General features: G+C 69.1%; 28 protein-coding genes. 11 read left to right on the top strand and 17 right to left on the bottom strand.

The genetic code is table 11. The features are described from left to right. Window positions 1–17 precede the first annotated feature (17 nt). A protein-coding gene (locus tag WD341_RS14150) for an IS630 family transposase (RefSeq protein WP_368426117.1) occupies window positions 18–960 on the bottom strand; the annotation gives its coding sequence in 2 pieces (ribosomal slippage) (window positions 18–624 and window positions 623–960; 945 coding nt in all). 289 nt (window positions 961–1,249) lie between these two features. Between WD341_RS14150 and WD341_RS14145 the strand changes: the two genes are divergently transcribed. Then, window positions 1,250–1,567 (top strand): hypothetical protein, encoded by a 318-nt coding sequence (locus WD341_RS14145; RefSeq protein WP_368426116.1) that lies wholly within the window; start codon window positions 1,250–1,252, stop codon window positions 1,565–1,567. 30 nt (window positions 1,568–1,597) lie between these two features. On the opposite strand, the gene WD341_RS14140 is transcribed toward WD341_RS14145, so the two are convergent. The 10 genes from WD341_RS14140 to WD341_RS14095 form a co-directional block, all read right to left on the bottom strand. Further along, the gene (locus WD341_RS14140; RefSeq protein WP_368426115.1) at window positions 1,598–1,888 is read right to left on the bottom strand and encodes a hypothetical protein; all 291 of its coding nucleotides are present in this window, start codon (window positions 1,886–1,888) and stop codon (window positions 1,598–1,600) included. Between the two features lie 124 nt (window positions 1,889–2,012). Next, window positions 2,013–2,186, bottom strand: coding sequence for a hypothetical protein (locus WD341_RS14135; protein ID WP_368426114.1), 174 nt, complete (start codon window positions 2,184–2,186; stop codon window positions 2,013–2,015). A 707-nt stretch (window positions 2,187–2,893) separates the two neighbouring features. Further along, on the bottom strand, window positions 2,894–4,285 hold the full coding sequence (locus tag WD341_RS14130) for a glutamine synthetase family protein (protein WP_368426113.1): 1,392 nt from the start codon (window positions 4,283–4,285) through the stop codon (window positions 2,894–2,896). Between the two features lie 508 nt (window positions 4,286–4,793). Continuing rightward, window positions 4,794–5,021: a hypothetical protein gene (locus WD341_RS14125; protein WP_368426112.1), complete on the bottom strand. Its 228-nt coding sequence runs from the start codon at window positions 5,019–5,021 to the stop codon at window positions 4,794–4,796. A 242-nt stretch (window positions 5,022–5,263) separates the two neighbouring features. Beyond that, window positions 5,264–6,076: a TIGR04255 family protein gene (locus WD341_RS14120; protein ID WP_368426111.1), complete on the bottom strand. Its 813-nt coding sequence runs from the start codon at window positions 6,074–6,076 to the stop codon at window positions 5,264–5,266. A 173-nt stretch (window positions 6,077–6,249) separates the two neighbouring features. After that, window positions 6,250–6,720: a RidA family protein gene (locus WD341_RS14115; protein ID WP_368426110.1), complete on the bottom strand. Its 471-nt coding sequence runs from the start codon at window positions 6,718–6,720 to the stop codon at window positions 6,250–6,252. A 150-nt stretch (window positions 6,721–6,870) separates the two neighbouring features. Next, window positions 6,871–7,656 carry a M48 family metallopeptidase gene (locus WD341_RS14110; protein WP_368426109.1) on the bottom strand — a complete coding sequence of 262 codons (786 nt, stop codon included), beginning with the start codon at window positions 7,654–7,656 and terminating at the stop codon, window positions 6,871–6,873. A 94-nt stretch (window positions 7,657–7,750) separates the two neighbouring features. Next, the gene (locus WD341_RS14105) at window positions 7,751–11,464 is read right to left on the bottom strand and encodes a vitamin B12-dependent ribonucleotide reductase (RefSeq protein WP_368426108.1); all 3,714 of its coding nucleotides are present in this window, start codon (window positions 11,462–11,464) and stop codon (window positions 7,751–7,753) included. Window positions 11,465–11,675: 211 nt separating this feature from the next. Continuing rightward, window positions 11,676–12,614, bottom strand: a complete 939-nt coding sequence (locus WD341_RS14100; RefSeq protein WP_368426107.1) for a DMT family transporter — start codon at window positions 12,612–12,614, stop codon at window positions 11,676–11,678. Continuing rightward, window positions 12,611–13,642, bottom strand: a complete 1,032-nt coding sequence (locus tag WD341_RS14095) for a DUF6352 family protein (RefSeq protein ID WP_368426106.1) — start codon at window positions 13,640–13,642, stop codon at window positions 12,611–12,613. Before WD341_RS14095 ends, WD341_RS14100 begins: the two co-directional genes overlap by 4 nt. Before the next feature lie 181 nt (window positions 13,643–13,823). On the opposite strand from WD341_RS14095, the gene WD341_RS14090 reads away from it, so the two are divergent. From WD341_RS14090 to WD341_RS14080, 3 genes are all read left to right on the top strand, one after another. Continuing rightward, window positions 13,824–14,201, top strand: a complete 378-nt coding sequence (locus tag WD341_RS14090) for an NADH:ubiquinone oxidoreductase subunit NDUFA12 (protein ID WP_368426105.1) — start codon at window positions 13,824–13,826, stop codon at window positions 14,199–14,201. A 92-nt stretch (window positions 14,202–14,293) separates the two neighbouring features. Beyond that, on the top strand, window positions 14,294–14,788 hold the full coding sequence (gene mlaD / locus WD341_RS14085; RefSeq protein ID WP_368426104.1) for an outer membrane lipid asymmetry maintenance protein MlaD: 495 nt from the start codon (window positions 14,294–14,296) through the stop codon (window positions 14,786–14,788). Window positions 14,789–14,816: 28 nt separating this feature from the next. Beyond that, window positions 14,817–15,584, top strand: coding sequence for a trans-aconitate 2-methyltransferase (locus WD341_RS14080; RefSeq protein WP_368426103.1), 768 nt, complete (start codon window positions 14,817–14,819; stop codon window positions 15,582–15,584). Window positions 15,585–15,609: 25 nt separating this feature from the next. On the opposite strand, the gene mscL is transcribed toward WD341_RS14080, so the two are convergent. Then, the gene (mscL, locus tag WD341_RS14075; protein WP_368426102.1) at window positions 15,610–16,032 is read right to left on the bottom strand and encodes a large conductance mechanosensitive channel protein MscL; all 423 of its coding nucleotides are present in this window, start codon (window positions 16,030–16,032) and stop codon (window positions 15,610–15,612) included. Between the two features lie 69 nt (window positions 16,033–16,101). On the opposite strand from mscL, the gene WD341_RS14070 reads away from it, so the two are divergent. From WD341_RS14070 to WD341_RS14060, 3 genes are all read left to right on the top strand, one after another. Then, on the top strand, window positions 16,102–16,338 hold the full coding sequence (locus WD341_RS14070; RefSeq protein WP_368426101.1) for a hypothetical protein: 237 nt from the start codon (window positions 16,102–16,104) through the stop codon (window positions 16,336–16,338). After that, complete coding sequence (locus tag WD341_RS14065; RefSeq protein WP_368426100.1) at window positions 16,335–16,856, top strand: DUF2155 domain-containing protein; 522 nt, start codon at window positions 16,335–16,337, stop codon at window positions 16,854–16,856. Before WD341_RS14070 ends, WD341_RS14065 begins: the two co-directional genes overlap by 4 nt. Window positions 16,857–16,930: 74 nt before the next feature. After that, the gene (locus WD341_RS14060; protein WP_368426099.1) at window positions 16,931–17,788 is read left to right on the top strand and encodes a hypothetical protein; all 858 of its coding nucleotides are present in this window, start codon (window positions 16,931–16,933) and stop codon (window positions 17,786–17,788) included. 49 nt (window positions 17,789–17,837) lie between these two features. Here the strand turns inward: WD341_RS14060 and aat are convergent, their stop codons facing one another. Then, on the bottom strand, window positions 17,838–18,503 hold the full coding sequence (gene aat / locus WD341_RS14055) for a leucyl/phenylalanyl-tRNA--protein transferase (RefSeq protein ID WP_368426098.1): 666 nt from the start codon (window positions 18,501–18,503) through the stop codon (window positions 17,838–17,840). A 164-nt stretch (window positions 18,504–18,667) separates the two neighbouring features. On the opposite strand from aat, the gene WD341_RS14050 reads away from it, so the two are divergent. After that, window positions 18,668–19,102, top strand: a complete 435-nt coding sequence (locus tag WD341_RS14050; protein WP_368426097.1) for a VOC family protein — start codon at window positions 18,668–18,670, stop codon at window positions 19,100–19,102. Window positions 19,103–19,129: 27 nt separating this feature from the next. Here the strand turns inward: WD341_RS14050 and WD341_RS14045 are convergent, their stop codons facing one another. Further along, window positions 19,130–19,576 (bottom strand): MarR family winged helix-turn-helix transcriptional regulator, encoded by a 447-nt coding sequence (locus tag WD341_RS14045; RefSeq protein ID WP_368426096.1) that lies wholly within the window; start codon window positions 19,574–19,576, stop codon window positions 19,130–19,132. A 70-nt stretch (window positions 19,577–19,646) separates the two neighbouring features. On the opposite strand from WD341_RS14045, the gene WD341_RS14040 reads away from it, so the two are divergent. From WD341_RS14040 to WD341_RS14030, 3 genes are read left to right on the top strand one after another with little or no spacing between them, the layout of a single operon-like run. Next, entirely contained in the window at window positions 19,647–20,729 is a 1,083-nt protein-coding gene (locus WD341_RS14040) for a WD40/YVTN/BNR-like repeat-containing protein (RefSeq protein ID WP_368426095.1), read from the top strand. Between the two features lie 25 nt (window positions 20,730–20,754). Beyond that, entirely contained in the window at window positions 20,755–21,051 is a 297-nt protein-coding gene (locus WD341_RS14035; RefSeq protein WP_368426094.1) for a MoaD/ThiS family protein, read from the top strand. Window positions 21,052–21,086: 35 nt separating this feature from the next. Beyond that, the gene (locus WD341_RS14030) at window positions 21,087–21,557 is read left to right on the top strand and encodes a nuclear transport factor 2 family protein (RefSeq protein ID WP_368426093.1); all 471 of its coding nucleotides are present in this window, start codon (window positions 21,087–21,089) and stop codon (window positions 21,555–21,557) included. Between the two features lie 26 nt (window positions 21,558–21,583). Here WD341_RS14030 and accC read toward each other — a convergent pair whose 3' ends face one another. Genes accC through aroQ form a run of 3 tightly spaced genes read right to left on the bottom strand, consistent with a single transcriptional unit; the run spans window position 21,584 to window position 23,875 of the window. Next, window positions 21,584–22,933, bottom strand: coding sequence for an acetyl-CoA carboxylase biotin carboxylase subunit (accC, locus tag WD341_RS14025; protein ID WP_368426092.1), 1,350 nt, complete (start codon window positions 22,931–22,933; stop codon window positions 21,584–21,586). 16 nt (window positions 22,934–22,949) lie between these two features. Beyond that, a complete protein-coding gene (gene accB, locus WD341_RS14020; RefSeq protein ID WP_368426091.1) occupies window positions 22,950–23,396 on the bottom strand; it encodes an acetyl-CoA carboxylase biotin carboxyl carrier protein in 447 nt (148 codons plus the stop codon). After that, on the bottom strand, window positions 23,393–23,875 hold the full coding sequence (aroQ, locus tag WD341_RS14015) for a type II 3-dehydroquinate dehydratase (RefSeq protein ID WP_368426090.1): 483 nt from the start codon (window positions 23,873–23,875) through the stop codon (window positions 23,393–23,395). Before aroQ ends, accB begins: the two co-directional genes overlap by 4 nt. Window positions 23,876–23,998 lie beyond the last annotated feature (123 nt).

Raw genomic sequence — 23,998 nt, 5'->3', positions numbered from 1 at the left:
GCTAGAGCGTTCCCACCTTAGGCGGAAGCGTATCCTGAGTTTGCGAGGTAGGCGGCGCATTCCTGGGGGTCGAAGCGCTGTAGGATGGTGCCGAGGGCGTTGTGGATTTCGTCGCTGGAGCGGGGCTGGAGCTGTCGGAGCCAGTGCTTGAGCTTGGCGAAGACCTGTTCGATGGGATTGAGGTCTGGGCTGTAGGGCGGCAGGAAAAGGAGCTTGGCGCCGGTGGCGCGGATCGCCCTGCGTACGGCCTTGCCTTTGTGGCTGCCGAGATTGTCGAGAACCACGATGTCGCCGCGCTTGAGGGTCGGAACCAGGAACTGCTCGACGTAGGCCAGGAACCTCTGGCCATTGATCGGCCCGTTGAAGAGGCAGGGTGCTTCGATCCGGTCATGGCGCAGCGCGGCCAGGAAGGTGAGCGTCCGCCAACGGCCGTGGGGTGCCTTGCCGATCAGCCTGTGGCCGCGCGGGCCCCAGCCACGCAACGGAGCCATGTTGGTCTTGGCCCAGGTCTCGTCGATGAAGACCAGGCGCTCGGGCTCGATGCTCGCCTGACGCGCCTGCCATTGCAGGCGCCGCCTGGCGACATCCGGGCGATCCTGCTCAGTCGCGAACGCGGTTTTTTTTGAAGCTGAGACCTTCGGCGTGCAGGAAGGTCCGCACCGCCTCCTCGCATACCCTGATCCCCAGCGCTGCCAGCTCGGCCTGCAGCTCCCTCACTGGCCGATGCGGCCTCTCCGCAACCAAGCGGTGAACCAGCTCCCGGTGCGGCTCCAGCAGACGGCGACGATAGCCACCGAACTTCGCTGGGCCGACACTGCCGGTCTCGCGCCGCCGCTGTGACCACTTCGACACCGTCGACGGCGCCAGGTCGAACTGCGAAGCCACACTCCGGATGCTCTCGCCCGCCTCATGACGGGCTACAACACGCTCTCTCAGGTCAGTCGATAGCGGTCGAGCCATGGGCTGCTGGCCTCCTGCTCCAGCAGACCACTTGAATCACATCATCCCCAAGCCGGGGAATCCCATTTGCGATTCCGACTAAGATCGGACCGCTCTAGTTGTCGACCAGGTCCGCCGGCGCCGTCCCTTTTCAGGGTGGTATCGGCGGGCCTTTTTTGCGCCTGTGGTCTGCGCCCGCAAGAATCGGTTAACCATCTGTGGCTCTACTCTGGCGGGCAATAGACCCGGCCCGAGAGAGCCGGGCCGGGGGCGATCGCCGACGCGGGTCGCGGGGGGGAAGGAAACCAACATGGATTGTGGTGAGAAGCGGCGAAGCGGACTCTACGCCCGCGCGATCGTGCGCTGCCGGCGCGCGGCGTCGGCGGTGCAGCGGGCAGAGGCGGCGGGGCTTGACCTGGCGCCAGCCCGGGCGGCCGTCGTGGCGCGCAACTATCGCGAGCTGCTGGCCTGGGCGCCGGCGACGGCCGCCGAGCTGCTGGCCTTCGGCGACCAGGCCGAGGCCTACCTACGGCCGCGCCTCGACGGCGGCGCCGGAGACGGCCGGATCGATCCGGAATCGGCGACCCTGGTGCGGCTGATCGAGGGCCAGCGCGCCGTGCTGGGATAGGGGCCGGCGGAGGGCGCTGCTCAGCCTCCGCTATCGCCGCTGTTGTCGTAGAAGGAGGTTCAGATACTCCACCATGCGCTCGTTCAGATGCCCAATGATGGGCGTCTTGCAGTCTTCACGCACCGTGAACCACTCCTTGGACCATGGCAGAAGCCGCGTCCGACCAAGCTGGAACACGGTCGCCTGGGGCAGGCCCATCTCGTTCATGTCCACCAGATTGGCGACATAGAGGTCGAGGCCCGAGTAGCTGCGCGCGTTCGACGTGCCAAACGCGACTTCGACATAGGTGTGACCGTCCGCGTCCCTCAGGACGCGCCGCACGAGGCACGGTCGAGCCTTAGGCGCTGGGTTGTCGGGATCTTCTACGAATGGAAAGCGGCACCAGACGATGTCTAGTGCCGCTGGTGCGTTATGGGGGGGCCAGAAGGACCACTCCCGATCGGCTTTACCAGCCGGGGCCACTAACCACTTCCATATCGCGGACTTTGTCCTGATCGACGAGTTCGTCGATTCGGGAAAGGTGCTCGTCGGTCACCTGATCGCTGTAGTCGTACAGCGGCGGTTGCGGACGACCGGAACCGTTCCGAGCGGCCTCGCGCTTCTTGGTAACCGGGTTCATTCTGTTCTCCCTCCTTGGAGGCGCGCCTACGTGGCGCGCGCGTCAGTGGAATGCTGCGTCGCTGCATGTTGTTGCGTCGGCTTCTGGAACCGCTAGATTTTGTGCGGCAGCATCACTGTGGCCTTCCACGTCGCCAATTTGGCACGCCAGCTTGACCTGTTCAACGTTTCTAATGGGTAAAGGTGCCATGCGGAAGAGCGCGCCACTCCAAACAGATGGCGCCGCCCTAAGGTTAGGGAAGAGCGTCAGACGGTCGCGGCCTTGGCGCCGCCCGCCCCGCCGGGTCGTCCCATTTCCCGCCACGTAGGCGGCGATGTCAGCTGCTGCCACCCGCTAGCAGCATCCTCACTGCGCAGGAGTCGGGGGGGCGGTTTCCCGCGCCCGGCGGCGAGTGACGCGGCGAGAAGGGGCCGCGCGGTCGGCGATGGCCTGTTGCAGGTCGCGCGCGAGGCACCAATCGGCGGCCGAGCGACGGGCGTAGGGCGGGGCCGGATCCACGCCGAGGGAAGCCAGCGCAACCTCCCAGGCGGCCTGCGCTGCGCCACGGGCTCGGCCAAGCTTGGCGAGCCGGCGCCAGTAGAACGAGGCGGCCTCGGCGAGGCGGTCGGGCATACCCGCCGATATTTTAGACTCGGTCCTGTAAGTCATTGATCTGTGGTGTCTAAAAAGGGGGCACAAAGTCTAAAAACATCAATGAAATCAATATGTCACAGGTACCACTCGTACTCCTGCGGCGAGATCAGCCATTCGAACTCGTCGTACTCGGCTTCCTTGCAGGCGGCGTAGAGCTTCGGGTAGCCGGTGCCCAGGTAGTCGTCCATGACCGCGGAGCCGGCCAGCACGTCGACGGCGCGGCGCGGGCGCATCGGCAGCTCCGGGTCGAAGGCGGTGCCGGCGTTGCCCTCGGTGGGCGGACCGGGATCGATCCGGTTGACGATGCCGTGGTGGATCCCGGCCAGGGCCGTGGCCAGGGCCAGGTAGGGGTTGGCGTCGGCGCCGGCGACCCGGTGCTCGATGCGCCGCGACTGGCCGTCGCCGATCGGAACGCGCAGCGCCACCGAGCGGTTCTCGAAGCCCCAGGAGCGGTTGATCGGCACGAAGATGTTCGGCTCGAAGCGGCGGTAGGAGTTCACGTTCGGCGCCAGGATCGCCATGGCGTCGGGCAGGGTCTTGAGGACGCCGCCGATGGCGTGGCGCAGGGTCGCGCTGGCCAGCGCGCCGCCGCCTTCCCGTGCGCCGTCGAAGACGTTGCGGCCGGCCTCGTCGAACAGGCTGACGTGCAGGTGCAGACCCGAGCCGGCGCGCTCTGGATAGGGCTTGGCCATGAAGGTCGCCTGCAGGTCGTGCTTGCGCGCGACGCCGCGCACCGCGCGCTTGAACAGGATGCAGTCGTCGGCCGCGCCGACGGGATCGTCGACGTGGCGCAGGTTGATCTCGAACTGGCCGGGGGCGTACTCGGCGGTGATCGCGCCGGTCGGCACGCCCTGGATCGCGCAGGCCTCGATGATCTCCTGCAGGATCGTGCCGTAGGCGTCGACCTGGTCCATGCCGTAGACCTGGGTCGCCGCCTCGCGCTGGCGGGTCAGCGGGTTGATCGGCGGCTGCGGGCCGCGCTCGAGGGTGCGCTCCTTGTCGACCAGGTAGAACTCCAGCTCGAAGGCCACGACCGGCTTCAGGCCGAGCTCGTGCAGCCGGTCGACGCAGCGCTTGAGGATGTAGCGGGGGTCGAGCTCAAGCGGCTGGCCGGGCCCGCGGTCGAACTCCAGCAGGCACTGGGCCAGCGGCATCGAGGACCAGGGCACGGGGTCCAGGGTCTCGGGGATCATCCGGGCGAAGACGTCGGGATCGCCGTCGGAGAAGCCCCGGCCGCCCGGATCGTGGCTCATCCCCTGGGTGTCGAGCAGGAACACCGAGGCCGGGAAGGTCAGCCCGCTCTGGGCCAGCTTCGGCAGGTCCTCGATCGGGTAGCGCTTGCCGCGCACGACGCCCGAGAGGTCGGCGAAGAGGGCCTCGAAAGCCCTGATCTCGGGATGCGCCGCGACGAAGGCTTCGGCTTCGCGCAGCAGGTCGGAGGAAGGCGCGGGGTCGCTGTCGGGCATGATGATCCAGTTGAACCGGGCGCCGGCGGCGGGTCAAGAGTGCAGTGGTGGAGGGGCTGATATCAGGTCGGGAATGTAACAATCTGGGCGGCTAGTGCGAGCGCTCTCGATGCACTCTTGGTGACTGCTGAATTCCGCGCCCAGATCTCCGCGTGGAAGGGATTCTCTGGGAGCGCGTGCTGCCCCACAAGAAGGTCTAGCCGTCTCGGTACTTCAGCTCGTATCTTCGCAAATCCATGGTTTTCAGGAACAAGCTCCTCAATCAAGCGGCCACCTGCGAACACCAGTCGCTCAACATTGACAGAAATGCCGCGATGTGGCGTGCTCGACGATTTAAAGCATCCGGAGCTTAGGCGTCGGCCTCCAGGCTTTTTGGGGTCGTCGACAACCATTGTTGGGTGGATATGGCGAACCAGCTCGTCTGCGTCAGCGACATCTGGGTCGTCATAGGGTAAAGCATAGCCGTTTTTGTCGAACTGTGGCGCGCCCATGCTAGGTGCCTTTTCACCTACAGGCGCTGCAACAGTTGCTCAACCCGGCGAAAATCATTTGTGCCCACAGCCTCTTCCGTTTGGCCGCTTCTCGCATCTTCAAAAAAATACTCAAAGCGGAACGGACGGCGTATCTCGATCTCGAGGTCTCCAGAAAGAGAGTGCCACTCGACCTGCACGCCACCGTGAGTTAGCGGTACGAACTGAGCCCGTGCACCGCTCGGCGCAGAATCGAGCTGGTTCAACATTTCCAAAGCAAATTGGAAGACATCGTATGATACGCGTCTGGCGTCAGTACCATCCCAGCCTTCAGGAAGCTGCAAGAGATCTGCGAGTGCAGCCGCCGCTAGTCTCGCTTCTTCTGACCCAGTGTCCGGGAACAGATCGGTTACCGTTTCAGATCTACTGTCCCTCAGCCTACTAGTGGGACGGCGCTGCGGGCGAATACTCTCGGGCCAAAATGTCTCGTGATCCCCGGACGCTAAGCTCATCGTTTTCTTCCCCAAGCAGTATGCATCTTTGCCGTGGTCAAGTTCGTAAAGTTCTGGACTATGTGTTCTCGTCCCTCTTTTAAAGTCTCAGCGGCGCTTTCCCACGTGGGCTCTTGAGGTGATCCACGATAAGTCAGAGAGAGTTGCCAAATTAGCGCATCATTCTCATCCATCAAAGGCTTTATGTCGACGCGAAGGCGCGCAGTTGGATTCTCACCCCGTCTTATTACACTCGTTATGTTCATGGAACCTCTTTCGAAGTCGCCGAGCACACAGTCAGTATTCCAGACAGAAAATATTTCTCCACATCTCATCCCGTTGGAGGGGATATGGTTCACGTAAACAACCTCGCACTGGTTTACTTCAAAATCGCTCCACCCTTCTTTAGTCTCTCTGAAGAACGATCGTACTGTTTCAACGTCTCTAAACAACTCTGCTAAAACAGACTCGAAGTGAGGATATGTCGTTCCGCCGCTTCTCTTCCTCCAGTTATGGATGAGGCGATCTCGTTGAATTTGTAGTAGGTCAGATTCATCCTCTGAAATAAACCACGCGCGCGGAAGCTCTAGCCTGTCCATTACTTGAATCTGCGGGCGCAGGCTCTTGCGCGACGCGCGCTGAACAAACGTCTCAAATACAGGATCCAGCGGCATCTGTGCAGATTGCGTCCGGTACCGCGGTAGGAAGCGCTCCCACAGCCTTCCAAAGTCGATCAACTCTAGGGGAAGGCTATCGAACTGCACTCCAGCAACCACCTCATGAACCGGTGGGTGAGAGTAGTCGGGTAGATGCTCGGGTCTTTCGGTCATAGACAGCAGGTCCGCCGACGGTTGCGGTATGCCTACGCACAGCTTGAGGGTAGAGCACGTTATCCGCGTCGGACAAGTGCGGGCGCGTTGAGAGCGAAGAAGCCTCGACTGTTTGCCTACCCCGCGAGCTACGCGCTGGCGTACCGTTTCGTTGATATGGGCAGTCCAGTCGACTAATTCGCGATCTCGGCGATGCAGTCGACCTCGACCGCGACGTTGCGCGGCAGTGCGCCGGCGGAGACGGCGGCGCGGCAGTGCTTGCCGGCCTCGCCGAAGACCTCGACCATCAGGTCGCTGGCCCCGTTCACCACCTCGGGCTGCTGGGTGTAGTCGGGCGTCGAGTTGACGAAGCCGCCCAGGCGGACGATGCGCTTGACCCGGTCGAGGTCGCCGCCACAGGCCGCCTTGAGCTGTGCCACGATGTTCACCGCGCAGAGGCGCGCCGCCTTCTGGGCGTCCTCCAGGGAGATGTCCGCGCCGACCTTGCCCTGGTACTTGAGCTGGCCGCCGTCGAGGGTGACCTGGCCGGAGACGAAGACCAGGTTGCCGGTGATCACGTAGCCGACGTAGTTGGCGACCGGCGCCGCCGGCTCCTGCAACTCGATGCCGAGCTCCTTCAGCTTCGCGTCGATCTTTCCGGCCATGGTACGGGTCTCCTTCCTGCGGGCTCGCGCTGTCGCGCCTCGTGAGGGGTGGCCGCTCCTGCCCCCGAGAGGGCGGGCGGCGGCGCGGACGATAGCGAAGGCGGGCGCGCTTAACCAGACCCGACGGCGTCCGACCCAAGGGCTGGCGGATCAGCCGAGGCGGCGGATCTGCTCCTGCAGGTTGTCGATGCGGGTCTGGTCGGCCGGGTGGGTCGACATGAACTCGGGCTGCTGGGAGCGGCCCTGCTCCTCGGTCATCCGGCGCCAGAAGGCGATGGCCTCGCGCGGATCGTAGCCGGCGCGCGCCATGTACTGCACGCCCAGGCTGTCGGCCTCCAGCTCGTGGCGGCGCGAGTATGGCAGGATCACCCCGAAGTTCAGGCCGGCGCCCAGCACCGCCGCGATCTCGTTGGCGGCCGGCGTGTTGCTCGCGGCCATGGCGGCCGAGGCGACGTTCATGCCGATCTGGCTGACCATCTGCTGGGAGTAGCGCTCGGCCGAGTGCTGGGCCGCCACGTGGGCGATCTCGTGGCCGATGATCGCCGCCAGCTGGTCGTCGTTCTGGACGAAGTCCATCATGCCGCCGTTGACGCCGATCTTGTTGCCGGGCAGCGCGAAGGCGTTCAGCGAGTCGTCCTGGATGACCGCGAACTCCCAGCTCTCGTCGCCGCGCCCGGCGGCGGTCACGATGCGCCCGGCGACCCGCGTCAGGCGCTCGTCGTAGGCGCGGTTGTTGACCACGCCCTCCTGGTCGAGGGTGCGCTTCCAGGTGCCGGCGGCGAGCTGTGCCAGCTGGTCGTTCGAAACCAGCAGCAGCTGGTCGCGGCCGAGCATCTCGCTCTGGGTGCAGCCGGAGGTCGCGCCGGCGAAGGCGATGACGCTGCCCGCGGCCAGGCCCCGGATCAGCTTGCGGCGGTCCATAAGGCGGTTGCACATGCTCCGGCGGCTCCTCTGGCTGGGCTTCGCCCTCTCAACGCGCAGCAGGCACGGAAGGTTCGAAAGCTGCTGGGGCTGCCGCCGGTCGCCGCTCTCAGCTGCAGCCGCTGGTGCCGCCGCAGGTGTCGCACTTCAGGCAGGTGCCGTTGCGCACCAGGGTGAAGTTGCCGCACTCGCCGCAGTTGTCGCCCTCGTAGCCCTTCAGGCGCGCCTCGCGCAGCCGCCGCAGGTAGAGCTCGTCGGCCATCTCCTCCTCGATCAGGGTCTCCTGCCCGAAGGCGACCTCGGAGACCGCGTAGCTCCGGGGCTCCATCGCCAGGGCCGTCGCGCCCTGGACGCCGCCCTGCTGGCTGCCGCCGCCGCCCATCCCGCCGGGGAAGACCGTCAGGCTGCGCACGTAGCCCTTGGAGGCGACGCGGCGCACTGTCTCCTGCATGACCCGGGCGCTCGAGGCGTCGGGTACGTCGGACTGGGTCTCGCCCTTGCCGGTCGTGTCCGGCGCCAGGTCCTCGGGGGCGACGTGCGCCAGGTCGTGGCGCCCGAGGTAGGAGATCGCCAGCTCGCGGAAGATGTAGTCGAGCACCGAGGTCGACATCTTGATGGCGTCGTTGCCCTCGACCATGCCCGAGGGCTCGAAGCGGGTGAAGGTGTAGGCCTCGACGAACTCCTCGAGCGGCACGCCGTACTGCAGGCCGATCGAGATCGCGATGGCGAAGTTGTTCATCAGGCTGCGGAAGGCGGCGCCCTCCTTGTGCATGTCGACGAAGATCTCGCCGAGCAGGCCGTCCTCGTACTCGCCGGTGCGCAGGTAGACCTTGTGGCCGCCGACCACGGCCTTCTGGGTGTAGCCCTTGCGCCGCTGCGGCAGGCGCCGGCGGTCCGAGACGGTCTTCTCGACGATCCGCTCGACGAACTTCTCGACGACGCGCTCGGCGACGTTGGCGGCCTTGGCGGCGGCCGGCGCCGCGGCAATGGCCTCCGCGACCTCGTCCTGGTCCTCGCTCTCGTCGATCAGGGAGGCGGCCAGCGGCTGCGACAGCTTGGAGCCGTCGCGGTAGAGGGCGTTGGCCTTGATGCCGAGCTTCCAGGACAGCAGGTAGGCCTGCTTGCAGTCCTCGACGCTCGCCGAGTTCGGCATGTTGATGGTCTTGGAGATCGCGCCCGAGATGAAGGGCTGGGCGGCCGCCATCATGCGGATGTGGCTGTCGACCGAGAGGTAGCGCTTGCCGATCCGGCCGCAGGCGTTGGCGCAGTCGAAGACCGGCAGGTGCGCGTCCTTCAGGTAGGGCGCGCCCTCCAGGGTCATGGCGCCGCAGACGTAGGTGTTGGCGGCCTCGACCTCGGCCTTGGTGAAGCCGAGCGCGGCGAGCATGTCGAAGCCGAGGTCGTCGAGCTGCGCGTCCGCGAGGTCGAGCACCTTGCGGCAGAACTCCTCGCCGAGAGTCCACTTGTTGAAGGCGAACTTGATGTCGAAGGCGCTCGCCAGGGCGTTCTCCAGGGCATCCAGCGCCGCCGCCGTGAAGCCCTTGGCCTTCAGGCTCTCGTGGTTGACGCCGGGGGCGCCGCGCAGGGTGCCGCGGCCGACCGCGTAGCGCACCATCTCCTCGGCCTGGGCCTCGTCGTAGCCGAGGGTCGCCAGGGCGCGCGGCACCGTGCGGTTGATGATCTTGAAGTAGCCGCCGCCGGCCAGCTTCTTGAACTTGACCAGGGCGAAGTCCGGCTCGATGCCGGTGGTGTCGCAATCCATGACCAGGCCGATCGTGCCGGTCGGCGCGATCACCGAGGTCTGGGCGTTGCGGAAGCCGTGCGCCTCGCCGAGCTTCAGCGCCTCGTCCCAGGCCCGGGCCGCGGCCTCGGCCAGGCGCGGGTCCTGGCAGTTGGCGATGTCGAGCGGCACCGGCTTGACCGACAGCGCCTCGTAGCCGCCGCGCGTGCCGTGGGCGGCGCGGCTGTGGTTGCGGACGACCCGCAGCATGGCCTCCCGATTCTCCTCGAACCGCGGGAAGGCGCCGAGCTCGCGCGCCATCTCGGCCGAGGTGCGGTAGGCGACGCCGGTCAGGATCGCGGTCAGCGCGCCGCAGAGGGCGCGGCCCTCGTCGCTGTCGTAGGCCAGGCCCATGGACATCAGCAGGCCGCCGATGTTGGCGTAGCCGAGGCCCAGCGTGCGGTACTCGTAGCTGAGCTGGGCGATCTGCTGGCTCGGGAACTGCGCCATCAGCACGGCGATCTCGAGGGTCACGGTCCACAGCGCGGTGGCGTGCTCGTAGGCCTCGAGCTCGAAGCGGCCGTCGTCGTCCAGGAAGGCGAGCAGGTTCAGCGACGCCAGGTTGCAGGCCGTGTCGTCGAGGAACATGTACTCCGAGCAGGGGTTGGAGGCGTTGATCCGCCCGCCGGCCGGGCAGGTGTGCCACTCGTTGATGGTGGTGTCGTACTGCACCCCGGGATCGGCCGAGGCCCAGGCGGCGTGGGCGATCGTGTCCCACAGCTCGCGCGCCTGCAGGGTCTCGGCGACCTTGCCGTCGGTGCGCCGGATCAGCTGCCACTCGGCGTCCTCGAGCACCGCCTCGAGGAAGGAATTGGGCACGCGCACGGAGTTGTTCGAGTTCTGGCCCGACACCGTCCGGTAGGCCTCGGAGTCCCAGTCGGTGTCGTAGGTCGGGAAGTCGACGCGGGCGTAGCCCTGGGCGGCGAACTGCATGACCCGCTTGATGTAGCTCTCGGGGATCGCCACGGCGCGCGCCGCCTTGATCGCGGCCTTGAGCGGCGCGTTGCGCTTCGGATCGAGTGCGGCTTCGGCGTCGCCCTCGACCACGCCCTCTGCCAGCGCGGCGTTGCAGGCCGCCATGACCGCGTTGAGGTGGCGCGCGCAGAGCTTCGAGCCGGAGACCAGGGCGGCGACCTTCTGCTCCTCGACGACCTTCCAGTTGACGTAGTCGACGATGTCCGGGTGATCGAGGTCGACGGTCACCATCTTGGCGGCGCGCCGGGTCGTGCCGCCCGACTTGATGGCGCCGGCGGCGCGGTCGCCGATCTTCAGGAAGCTCATCAGCCCCGAGGACTTGCCGCCGCCGGCCAGCGGCTCGTTCTCGCCGCGCAGCTTGGAGAAGTTGGAGCCGGTGCCGGAGCCGTACTTGAAGAGCCGCGCCTCGCGGACCCAGAGGTCCATGATGCCGTTGTCGTTGACCAGGTCGTCGTTGACCGACTGGATGAAGCAGGCGTGCGGCTGCGGATGCTCGTAGGCGCCGGTCGCGCGGGTCAGCTCGCCGGAGCGGTAGTCGACGTAGTAGTGGCCCTGGCTCGGGCCGTCGATGCCGTAGGCCCAGTGCAGGCCGGTGTTGAACCACTGCGGCGAGTTCGGTGCCGCCATCTGGCACGCCAGCATGTAGCGCATCTCGTCGAAGTAGGCGCGGGCGTCCTCCTCGGTGTCGAAGTAGCCGCCCTTCCAGCCCCAGTAGGCCCAGGTGCCGGCGAGCCGGTCGAAGACCTGCTTGGCCGAGGTCTCGCCGCCGGAGCGCTCGGTCTCGGGCAGGCCGCCCAGGACGCTCTCGTCGGGCGCGCCCCGCCACAGGAACTCGGGGACGTCGGCCTCCTCGACGCGGCGCAGGACGTTGGGCACGCCGCGCTTGCGGAAGTACTTCTGCGCCAGGATGTCGGAAGCGACCTGGCTCCAGTCGGCCGGGACCTCGATCTGGTCCGCCTTGAAGACGACCGAGCCGTCGGGATTGCGGATCTCGCTCTGGGTCAGGCGGAAGGGGATCGCCTCGTAGACGTCCCGGTCCTCGGTCGTGAATCGGCGGACGATACGCATGGCCTGACTGCTCCCCCTCGAGCGCGCTTGGACTTTGAACTGCCGCCGCGCGGGTGGGGTGGGAGGGATCGGCGTCGTCCCTTGCCGAGCAAGGCGCCATCGCACCCGACCCGCCCCGTCGCTCTTGGCGGACAGGGATGAAACCACAGGTACCCAACCAGATCTAGAAGGTTATTCGGCCGGCACGCGACATATAGGGGTTGACGCTAGGCTACCTGCGGCGTCGCCCCGCGAGGATCAGGGCCGCCAGAACGAGCAGGGCGCCGGCGCCCTGCTGCAGGCTCAGGCGCTCGCCGAGCAGCAGCGCCGCGGCGAGGATCGAAACCACCGGCTCGAGGTTGAAGAACAGCGCGGCGCGGCTCGCCCCGGCGTGGCGCACCGAGCCGGACTGCAGGAAGATCGCGACGAAGTAGGCGAGGACGCCGAGGCTGAGGGCGGTCCAGCCGATCCAGGCGCCGGCGTCGGCCGGCGCCGCGGCCGCCGTCGGCAGGCTCCAGCCGCCGAGCAGCAGCAGCGTCAGCAGGCTGAGCAGGCTCGCCGAGAGGTTCAGGGTGACCAGCACGGTGACCGGCTCGTGGCGCACGACGATGCCGCGCATCGAGAGGAACAGGCCGGCCGCCCCGGTGGCGCCGAGCGCGATCAGGGCGAGGCCGATCGGCGAGAGCGACCGGAAGCTCGGGCCGATCGCCAGGGCCAGGCCGGCGAAGGCGAGCAGCAGCAGGGCGAGCTCTCCGGCCCGCGGCCGGCGCCGCTCCAGGGCGGCCTCGCCGAGCGCGGTCAGGATCGGGAAGGTGAAGAAGATCAGCGCCGCCAGGCTGACCGGGATGAAGTTGACCGAGCCCAGGTAGCCGACCGAGGCCAGGAACCAGAACAGGCCGGTCAGGAAGCCGGTGGCGCGGGCCTCGCGCGGCAGCAGCAGCGGTGCGCGGCGCAGCAGGCAGACCAGGACGAAGACCGCCGTGCCGAGGCCGAAGCGCAGCACGATCAGGGTGATCGGCGTGGCGCCGTAGGCATAGGAGAGCGCGGCCAGGGTGGTGATCGCGCCGAAAGCCGTCGCCGAGGCCAGCGCCAGGAGCTGGCCGAGCGCCGGGTTCGGGGCCGAGCTTTGGGTCGGGCTCGGGGCCGCCGGCACGGCGGCCGGCGGGCTCATGCGCGCTCGGCCAGCGGCAGGTTGACCAGCAGGTTCTGCGGCTTCAGGCGCAGGTCGCCCGCCTCGTCCATGGCCAGGGCCAGGTAGACCGGCCGTCCGGCGATGTCGGCACGCATCTCGGTCGGGTTGCGGAACTCCAGCCGGAACAGCGAGAGCAGGCGGGCGAGGCGCGCCTCGCCGACCTCGCGGCCCTGGTAGAGGTCGTTGAGCAGCCGCGTGCCCTCGGCGTCGAGGCCGACGTGCCAGACCCAGCGCTCGTCGCGGATCTCCTGGACCGGGTGGATCGCGACCTCGACCGACAGGAAGCGCCGCACCCAGGCCTCCAGGATCCGGCAGAGGGCGTCCAGCCCGTCGCCGGCGAAGTTCAGGTTGATCACCGTGTCGTGGCGCGCGTCGCGGCTCCAGTAGAGCTGCGCGTTCTCGGAGGTCAGCACGTCGAGCTCGATGGTCCGAAGCGGCGTCTGGGCTTCGACCAGCAGCTCGCCCAGGGAGCCGAAGCCGCCGCTGGTCGCGTACATCTCGACGGTCTCCAGGTCGGCCGACATGACGTGGCCGTCGCTGATCGTCACCTTCTGGGCGCGGAACAGGAGCTCCGCGGCACGGGCGCGCAGCGGCTGGTCGCTGCCCTCGAGGATCGCGCGCAGCACGACATGGGCCATCTGGTCGAAGAACAGCGGCGGCACCGGCGGCTCGCCGGCGGCAAGGTCCGGCGGGTTCAGCACCAGGTCGAGGTAGGCCGATTCCACGCTGCCGGCGCTGGCCAGGCGCTCGCGGAACGCCAGCACGATGCGGTAGGCCTGGATCGCGTCGGGATCCTCGAGCGCCTGCAGCTCGGCCTCGGGGACGGCGCGGCGGGGCGAATCCAGCAGGGCCTGGTGAAGCGCGAGCTCGGCCTCGTTGGACTCGGCGACCGGCCTGACCTCCGGGCGGTTCCAGTAGGCGCGCAGGTAGGGGTCGGTGATGCCGAGCCGGCCGTCGGGGCGGGGTTCGAGCAGATGGTAGCCGGAATCGCGCCAGAAATCGGGCATTGGCCTCGTCCTCCCCCTGCCGCCTCTAGCGTGGCGGCACCCGCTTGTCCAGCGGGCTGCCGCCGGCGGCGCCAGGCCCGGGCGGGGCGGGCGGCAGCCCACTGGACGCCCTGGGTCGCCGATGCGATAGTCCCGCGCGCCTTTTCAGGCCCTCGGGCCGGCCACGGAATTCGGAGCAGAGATGGCGACGCTGGGCACGCGTCTTTTCACCTGGCTGAACGGCGAGCTCGTCGGCCGGGACGAGGAGGGGAACAGCTATTTCCGCCAGAAAGGTGGCGGGACGGTGCACCGCGACTCGCTGCGACGCGAGCGGCGCTGGGTGATCTATGCCGACGGCCCCGACGAGGCGAGCCGGGTGCCCCCCGAGTGGCACGCCTGGCTGCACCACTGGAGCAACGAGACGCCTCCGGCCGAGGGCATCGCCCGGCGGACCTGGATGAAGGACCATCAGCACAACTTGTCGGGCACGGGGCAGGCCTACAGGCCGCCGGGCCATACGCTGCTCGGCGGCAAGCGCGACCGCGCGACCGGGGACTACGAGGCCTGGTCGCCCGAGTGACGCCTTCCGGTGGAGGCGGCGCTCCCAGGGAAGGCTCCCGGCGCTCCGCTGGGGCACCGCCCTGGACACCGGAGAGCTGAGGACGAAGAACGATGCATCGCAACATCATCGAGACGATCCTGGGCGGAGTCGTGCTGCTGGTCGCAGCCGGCTTCGTGGTCTTCGCCTTCTCGGTCGGCGGACTGAGCGGCATCGGCTCGGGCTACGGCGTCACCGCCCGCTTCGACGACGCGACCGGCATCGCGACCGGCTCGGAGGTCCGCATGAGCGGCATCAAGATCGGCACGGTGTCCGGCCAGTCGCTCGACTCCCAGACCTTCGACGCGATCATCCGCATGAACATCGACCAGAACGTGGAGCTGCCTTCCGACACCTCGGCGCGGATCGTCCCCGACGGCCTGCTCGGCAGCAACTACGTCGAGCTGCAGCCCGGCGGCTCGCTGGAGAACATCGCCGACGGCGGCTCGATCGCGCGCACCCAGGGCGCGATCAACGTCATCGACCTCGTCGGACGCTTCATCTTCGGCGGCGGCGACGTCGCACCCGCGGAGGGCGCGCCCTCGGACGACAGCGTGACGGTGCAGTGAGGCGGCGGCGCTGCGGAACGGGGCTCCGGTGACCGCCCAGTCCTGGGATCCGGTCCGCTACCAGCGCAACGCCGGCTTCGTCGCCGAGTTGGGCCTGCCGGTGCTCGAGTGGCTGGCGCCCGAGCCGGGCGAGACGATCCTGGACCTGGGCTGCGGCGACGGGGCGCTGACCGAGGAGTTGTCGGTCTTGGGCTGCCAAGTCGTCGGCGTCGACTCCAGCCCCGAGCAGATCGAGGCGGCGCGGGCGCGCGGCCTCGACGCCCAGGTGATGGACGCCCAGGTGATGCACGGCCGGACCCTGGACTTCGAGGGCCGCTTCGATGCGGTCTTCAGCAACGCCGCGCTGCACTGGATGCGCGATCCCGCCGCGGTGATCGCCGGCGTGCGCGGGGCGCTCAAGCCCGGCGGCCGCTTCGTCGGCGAGTTCGGCGGTGGCGCCAACGTCCGGCGCATCCACGAGGCGCTGATCGCGGCCCTGGACCGCCGCGGGCTCGACGGTCGCGCTGCCTCGCCCTGGTTCTTCCCGGCGGCCGCGGAGTACCGCGCGCTGCTCGAGCAGGGCGGCTTCGCCGTCGAGCGCCTCGAGCTCTTCGAGCGGCCGACGCCGCTGCCGGGGCACCTGGTCGACTGGCTCGACACCTTCGGCGAGTCCTTCCTGTCGAAGCTGCCCGAAGCCGAGCGGCCGGCAGCCAAACGGGAGGTCGCCGAGGCGCTCGCCGTCGAGCTGCGCAACCCCGACGGCTCCTGGTGGGCCGACTACGTGCGCCTGCGCTTCGCGGCACGCCTTCCGGCGTGAACCGGCCGTCCCGGCACGGCCGCGCTCAGGCCCGCTGCTTCAGCAGGTCGCGGATCTCGGCGAGCAGCTGCTCGTCGCGCGGCGGCTCGACCGGCGAGGCCGGGTCGTCCTTCTTGCGCTCCAGCCTGTTGAGCTGGCGCACGACGAGGAAGATGGCCCAGGCGACGATCAGGAACTGCACCACGGCGTTGACGAAGAGGCCGTAGTTGAGGGTAGCGGCGCCGGCCTCCTGTGCCGCCTGCAGCGTCGGGTAGCTGCCGCCGCTGAGCGTCACGAAGAAGTCGGAGAAATCGATGCCGCCGAGCAGCAGGCCGAGCGGCGGCATGATGATGTCGCTGACCAGGGAGGCCACGATCCTGCCGAAGGCGGCACCGATAACGACGCCGACGGCCAGGTCGATGGCGTTGCCCTTGACCGCGAACGTCTGGAACTCCTGGAGGATCTTCATGGCTCTTTCCTTTCCTGGGGCGCGGGTCGGCCTTGCGGGTGGCGGGGCGGCGCACTACACCCTTGAAGCATGACCGATCCGACGGCAGACGGCGACTTCCCGGTGTGGCGCGCGCCCGACGGCACGCCGCTTTCCTGCCGCGAGAAGATCAAGGTCATGAACGAGAACCTGACCGAGATTCGCGAGCTCGCGCAGGACGCCCTCGAGGACGGCTTGCTGATGGGCGCCGACGAGGAGCAGATCCGCGCCTTCCTGCACGGCCTAGTCGACGGCCTCGCCAATCCCTACCGGAAGACCCCGCGATGAGAGGCCGCCTCCACACCCTGGCCGCCCGCTTGGCAGCGGCTTTGCCCGTGGCGCTCCTGGCCGCGGTGCTTCTGCTCGCGGGACCCCTCGCCGTGGGGCCGGCAGCGGCGCAGGGCGACGCCGAGCGCATGACCCGCGCGACCTCCCTGCCGTTCGCCGAGCTGCAGGGGCTCGACAAGGTCACGGCCCGGATCTCGCGTGTGACGGTGCCGGTCGGCGAGCCGGTCGAGTTCGGCGGCCTGACCCTGCGCGTCCTCGCCTGCTGGAAAAATCCGCCGGAGGAGACCCCGGAATCCGCGGCCTATCTGGAGATCACCGATCGCGCCGGGGCGAGCGAGGTGACGGCCTTCGCCGGCTGGATGTATGCCTCCTCGCCGGCCGTCAACGGGCTCGAGCATCCGGTCTACGACGTCTGGGTCCTCGACTGCCTCTCCGAGGCGCCCCCTCCCGAGGAGACACCGCCCGAGGAGACACCGCCCGAGGACGCGGCGGACGGCGAGGCGGCGCCGAAGGGGTGACCCTTTCTGCAATCTTTAGTAAAAGGCTAACCATTCGGCCCTAGCCTCGGGCCCGGATTGCGGGAGCCTGGTGCATGGACGATCTCGATGAGCTGAAGGGGCGGGTGGAGCGCGCGACGCGCGCCCTGACCGAGCGCGAGGCCGAGGAGCAGAGCCGGCATTCGCAGCTGGTGTCCCTGATGGCGGCGCTCGAGACCAAGAGCCTGGAGGCCCGCGAGGCCAAGGAGCGCGCCGAAGCCGAGAACGCCGAGCTTCGCGGCCTGCTCGCCGGCCTGCTCGAGGCGGTCGAGACCGGCAGCCGCAGCCGCTTCGCCGACGCCATCTACGCCCTGGAGGCGCGGGTCTCCGGACTGGCGCCTTCGGCCGAGCACCCCGAGCCGACAGAGCCCGATCTGGCCGAGCCCGAGCCGACCGAGCCCGAGCCGACCGGACCCGAGCTGGTCGAGCCTGAGACCCCTGAGGCCGAGCCCACCGAGCCTGAGCCCACCGAGCAGCCGCAGCCTGCGCCGCTCGCCGCCGAGGACGAGGGTTCGGCGCTGGCCGACGGCGAGGGGTCGGAAGAACCCGACGACTTCACCGCGCGCCTCGCCGCTGCTTGCGTCGTCGAACAGGAGCTGGAGCAGGAGGCCGAGGCCCTGCGCGCCGCCGCTGCCGAGGACGCCCGCAGCCTGCTCGAGCGGATCCGCAGCCAGGTCGACGACGCCGAGACGCCGACCACCGAAGAGCCCGTCGCCGAGGCCGCTCCGCCGACCGGCGACGAGCCGGCTGTGCCCATGGTGGCGGAGACCGCGCAAGCGGCCGGCGACCAGCCGGGTGCCTCAGGCGGCCCGGATGCCGCCTCGGATGCCGGTTCCGGCCAGGAGCCGGGCGAGGGGGACGGCGAGTCGGCCGAGGAGGCCGGGTGGCCGGACAGGCGCAAGGCCGCCTTGTGAGTCCAAGTGCGGGCGGGCGCGCTGGCGCGCCTCGCCACGCGGGAGGCGTTCAGTCATCGGCGCCCGGCAGGCTGTCGAGGGCGGCCGTCAGCTCCGCGTCGCTCAGCTCCTCCGGCAGGGTCGCACTGGCCATGAGGGCGCGCGACAGCAGCGCCTTGTAGTGGTCGCGCGGCACGTCGAGGGCGCCAAACTGGCGCAGGTGCGGCGTGGTGAACTGCGTGTCGAGCAGCTGGAATCCCCCCTTGCGCAGCAGGAACACCAGATGGGCCAGCGCGATCTTGCTGGCATCGGTGACGCGCGTGAACATCGATTCGCCGAAGAAGGCGCTGCCCAGCGCGACGCCGTAGAGGCCGCCGACCAGGCGCGGCGTGCCGTCCGGGTCGCTGGTCCAAGTCTCGACCGAGTGCGCGAAGCCCATGGCGTGAAGCTCGCCGTAGAGCTGCTCGATGGTCTCGTTGATCCAGGTCTCCGGGCGCTCCTCCTTGCGCTCGGCGCAGCCGCGGACGACGCCCAGGAAGTCCCGGTTGCAGGTCACGGTGAAGGCGCCGCGGCGGATCAGCCGCTTCAGCTTGCGCGGCAGGTGGAACTGCTCGAGCGGCAGGATGCCGCGCAGCTCCGGATCGATCCAGTGTACCTCCGGATCCTCGCGGCTCTCGGCCATCGGGAAGATGCCGAGGGCATAGGCGCGAAGCAGCAGTTCGGGAGTCAGGCGCATCGCCCGTCAGGATAGCCGAGTTGCCGCAGGCAGGTAAGCCGGCAGCGCGCCCGTAGAGCACTCCGGCGGCATTTGACAAGGCGAGTGTAGGTTGATATCAACCTAGAACGGCGCGCGCGTCTTGGACGGTCGCGGCCAGACCAACAGCGAAGCAAGGAGCGCGCATGTTTGAGCAGCAGGGAGTGGTTCCGCATCTGGTCGTGGCCGACGCCTCGGCGGCATTGGCCTTCTACGGCAAGGCCCTCGGGGCCACCGAGACGCTGCGCGTGCCGGCCGAGGACGGTCGCCGGCTGATGCATGCGGAACTGGAGATCAACGGCGCGCGGGTCTTCCTGCGCGACCATTTTCCCGAGTTCGGGCTCGGCGGCGAGGGCTGCAGTCGCCAGGGGCCGCCGAGCGAGCTCGGCGGGACGCCGGTGACGCTGCATCTGGAAGTCGAGAACTGCGACGCGGCGATGGCGCGCGCCGTCGCGGCCGGGGCGACCGTCACGATGCCGGCGGAAGACGCCTTCTGGGGGGCCCGCTACGGCCAGGTCCTCGATCCCTTCGGTCACGCCTGGAGCTTCGCGCATCCACTGCCGGGCGCGCAGCAGGGCTGAGCCGGGATGGCCCACTGGCGATCCGCCTCACGACAGGGCGACAAGGTCGGCGCGCAGACGGTCGGCGTCGCCGCCGGCGACCTGCCGCTCGATCTCGGCATGGGTCCGGCGCCAGACCGGCACGGCGCGGGCGAGCAGGTCGCGCCCGGCCGGGGTCAGGCTGGGGCGCCGGCTGCGCCGGTCCTGGGGGTCGACCTCGACCGAGACAAGCCCGCGCCTCTCGAGCGGCTTCAGGGCGGCGGTCAGGGTCGTGCGGTCCATGGCCAGGACCTCGGAGACCTGGCGCATGCTCGGCGGCGCCGGCCGGTTCAGCGACATCATCAGGGAGTACTGGCCGCTGGTCAGCCCGAGCGGGCGCAGGGCTTCGTCGAAGCGCCGTGCGAGGGCACGGGCGGCGCGCTGGACGTGCAGGCAGAGGCAGGCGTCGCGCACTTCAAGGGTCGTCTCATAGGGCAGCGGGTTCTGCTCGGTCATGACCATATTATGTTGATGTCAACGAAATTGTCAAGTTATGGAACATCCGAGCAGCCGAGGGAGGCCGGGAATGCCTGAGAAAGTGTTGTTGCTGATCGGCACAAAGAAGGGGGCCTTCATCGCGCAGAGCGACGGAGAGCGGCGCGACTGGGCGTTGCGCGGCCCCTTCTGCGAGACCTGGCCGATCAACCATCTCGTCGGCGACCCGACGAGCGGGGCGATCTACGGCACCGGCGGCAACGAGTGGTTCGGCCCGGCGGTCTGGAAGTCCGAGGACTTGGGCGAGAGCTGGAGCCATTCCAGCGAGGGCCTCGCCTATCCGGAGGGCGAGGAGCCGATCAAGTCCGGCTGGAGCCTCGCCGCGGCCGGCGAGACGCTCTATGCCGGCGTCGAGCCGGCGGGGCTGTTCCGCAGCGACGATGCCGGCCGGACCTGGCGCGAGGTCGAGGCCCTGCGCCGGCACCCCTCGCGGCCGCAGTGGCAGCCTGGCGGCGGCGGCCTGATCCTGCACCACATTGTCCGCCACCCGCAGGACCCGGCGCAGCTCTGGATCGCGATCTCGGCGGCGGGGGTCTTCCACACCGCCGACGGCGGGGAGAGCTGGCAGCCGCGCAACCGGGGGACCCGGCAGGACTACGCGCCCGAGGACCAGCGCTATGCCGAGGTCGGCCAGTGCGTCCACAGCCTGGTCATGGCGGCCGGGCGGCCCGACCGCCTCTACCAGCAGAACCATTGCGGCATGTACCGCAGCGACGACGCCGGGCAGAACTGGACTTCGATCGAGGCCGGCCTGCCCTCGACCTTCGGCTTTCCGGCGGCGGCCCATCCGCGCGACGCGGAGACGCTCTACCTGCTGCCGCTCAACGGCGACGTCGCCGGCCGCTACGTGCCCGACGCCAAGGCCGCGGTCTGGCGCAGCCGCGACGGCGGCGCGACCTGGCAGGACCTGCGCGCCGGGCTGCCGCAGCAGGACGCCTATTTCGGAGTGCTGCGCCAGGCCATGACGACCGATCCGCTGAGCCCGGCCGGGGTCTACTTCGGGACCAGCGGCGGCGCCCTCTACGCCAGCGCCGACGAGGGCGAGGACTGGCGCTGCATCGCCCAGCACCTGCCGGCGATCCTGTCGGTCGAGACGCTGGTCGTCGAGGCGTGAGGCCGGTCGTGAGGAGGGCCCGGCGATGAGCGCCCACGCACCCCAGGCGTCCCCGGCGCCGGTCCTCGTCCGGCTGCCCGCGGCCCTGCGCGCGCTCTTTCCCGGGGCGCCACGGCAGCTCGAGCTCGAGGCGGCGACGGTCGGCGAGCTGTTCGACGGGCTGGAGGCGCGCTGGCCGGGCATGCGCGACCGGCTGTGCGACTCGCGGCCGGCGGTGCGCCGCAACATCAATGTCTTCGTCGAGGGACGGCGCGCGCAGCTGACGACACCGCTGGCCCCCGGCGGCGAGGTCGACATCATCACCGCGATCAGCGGCGGCTGAGCCGCCCGGTTGCGCAAATGCTGGAGGAAAGAGACATGGACAAGCGGACGGCAAGCAGCCTCGAAGCGGAAATCCGTGCGCACTTCGCCAACTGGACGAAGGCCGTGCAGGCGCAGGACCTGGAGGCCATCATGGCGCCCTACGCAGAGGAGGTCGTGGCCTTCGACGCCATCGTCGCGCTGCGCTTCGAGGGCCGCGAGGCCTATCGCAGGCACTGGGAGGCCTGCATGGCCTACTGCACCGGCCCGATGGTCTTCGAGCTCCACGACCTGAAGATCCTGGGGGAGGGCGGGCTCGCCTTCTGCCATGCCCTGGTGCGCTGCGGCGGCGCCGGCCCGGACGGCGAGGTCAAGACCGGCTGGATGCGCATGACCGCCGGCCTGCGCCGCCACGGCGACGGCTGGCAGGTCGTCCACGAGCACTACTCCGCGCCCTTCGACGTCGAGACGGGCAAGGCGCTGTTCGACCTCGAGCCGGAGCGCGAGCCCCAGCCCGCCGTGGCCTGACCGCCGGCCCCGGCGCCGGGGAGCGCTCAGCCCTCGGCCTTCTGCTTCATCCAGCGCTCGAGCCAGTGGATGTCGTAGTTGCCGTCGATGAAGTCGGGCTGGGCGATCAGCTCCTGGTGCAGCGGCGTCGTCGTGGCGATGCCGTCGATGACCATCTCCTCGAGGGCGCGGCGCAGGCGCATCAGGCACTCGTTGCGGCTGTTGCCGTGGACGATCAGCTTGGCGACCAGGCTGTCGTAGTGCGGCGGCACGCGGTAGCCGGCGTAGAGGTGGCTGTCGACGCGCACGCCGAGGCCGCCGGCCTGATGGTAGTCGGTGACCAGGCCGGGCGAGGGCGCGAAGGTCTTCGGATCCTCGGCGTTGATCCGGCACTCGATGGCGTGGCCGTTGATCTTGATGTCGTCCTGGGTGAAGCCGAGCGGCGCGCCAGCGGCGATGCGGATCTGCTCGCGCACCAGGTCGATGCCGGTGATCGCCTCGCTGATCGGGTGCTCGACCTGCAGGCGGGTGTTCATCTCGATGAAGAAGAATTCGCCGTTCTCGTAGAGGAACTCGAGCGTCCCGGCCGAGCGGTAGCCGAGCTTGAGCATGGCCTTGACGGCGATGTCGCCGATGCGCTGGCGCTCGGCGGCGTTGAGGGCGGGCGAGGGCGCCTCCTCGAGCAGCTTCTGGTGGCGGCGCTGCATCGAGCAGTCGCGCTCGCCCAGGTGGACGACGCCGCCCTGGCCGTCGGCCAGCATCTGCATCTCGATGTGGCGCGGCCGGGCCAGGTAGCGCTCCAGGTAGACCTGGTCGTTGCCGAAGGCGGACTTGGCTTCGGCGCGCGCCATCGAGTAGGCGGGCATCAGCTCGCCCTCGTCGAGCGCGACCTTCATGCCGCGGCCGCCGCCGCCGGCGGAGGCCTTGATCAGCAGCGGAAAGCCGACCTCCTCGGCGACCCGGCGCGCCTGGGCCTCGCCCTCGACGGCGCCGGCGGAGCCCGGCACCACGGGAATTCCGAGCTCGCGCGCCGCGTCCTTGGCGCGCACCTTGTCGCCCATCAGCGCGATGTGCTCGGGGCTCGGGCCAATGAATACGTAGCCGTGCTCCTCGACCATGGCGGCGAAGTCGGCGTTCTCGGACAGGAAGCCGACGCCGGGATGGATCGCGTCGGCGCCGGTGATCGTCGCGGCCGAGAGGATCGCCGCCATGTTGAGATAGCTCTTGGCCGGCTGCGGCGGCCCGATGCAAACCGACTCGTCGGCCAGGCGAACGTGCATGGCGTCGGCGTCGGCGGTCGAATGGACGGCGACGGTCGCGATGCCCATCTCGCGGCAGGCGCGATGGATGCGCAGGGCGATCTCCCCGCGGTTCGCGATCAGGACCTTCTCGAACATCGGCCGCTTCCCGCCCTCAGCCGATGACCATCAGGGGCTCGCCGAACTCGACCGGCTGGCCGTCCTCGACGATGATCTCCTTGACCGTCCCGGCGTGGGGCGCGGGCAGCGCGTTCATCACCTTCATGGCCTCGATGATCAGCAGGGTCTGGCCCTTCTCGACGCGGTCGCCGACCGCGACGAAGTCCGCAGCACCCGGCTCCGGCGCCATGTAGGCGGTGCCGACCATGGGCGAGGCGACGGTGCCCTCGGCCGGGCCCTGGGCCGTGCCGACGGGCAGCGCGGAAGACACCGGGGCGGCCGGCCCCTGCGCCGCCGTGTGGGCCTGCAGCACCGGCGCCACCTGGCGGGCGACGCGCAGCCGCCGCTCGCCCTCGGCGACCTCGATCTCGCTGAGGCCGGTTTCGTCGAGCAGCGCCGCCAGCGTCCTGACGGCGGCCTCGTCGATGGGGAACTTGCTCATGCCTTGGACCCTATTGCTTCTTTGTCTTTCGAGACGGCGCCGAGGCGCGCCGCCAGGGCGCGCAGCGCCAGCTCGTAGCCCAGCGGGCCGAGCCCGCAGATCATGCCGACCGCCGCCAGGGCGACGTAGGAATGGCGGCGAAAGTCCTCGCGCTGGTGGATGTTCGACAGGTGCACCTCGATGGCCGGCAGGGCGCAGGCGCGCAGCGCATCGTGCAGCGCCAGCGAGGTGTGGGTGTAGGCGCCGGCGTTGACCACCAGGGCCTGCTGCGCGCCGCGCGCCTCCTGCACCCAGGTCACCAGCTCGCCCTCGTGGTTCGACTGGCGGCAGGTCACCTCCAGCCCGAGCCGGTCGCCGACCGCGATGCAGTCGGCCTCGACGTCGGCCAGGGTCGCGCTGCCGTAGATCTCCGGCTCGCGCTTTCCCAGCAGGTTCAGGTTGGGTCCGTTCAGCACGAGGACCCGCGGGCGCTCCGCCAAGGCGGTGGTCCTCCGCAGCGCGTGGGCGTTTGAAAGGGACGCTAGCTTGGATTTCTCATACTGGAAGGGGTCGGCATCGCTCCTGGCGGGCTAGATCCGCCAGGAGAAGCCCGAAGAGCGTAG

This window comes from Tistlia sp. (assembly GCF_040905785.1).
In the GTDB taxonomy this organism is placed as follows: Bacteria; Pseudomonadota; Alphaproteobacteria; order Kiloniellales; family DSM-21159; genus Tistlia.
This window is presented reverse-complemented; position numbering and strand designations above follow the sequence as displayed.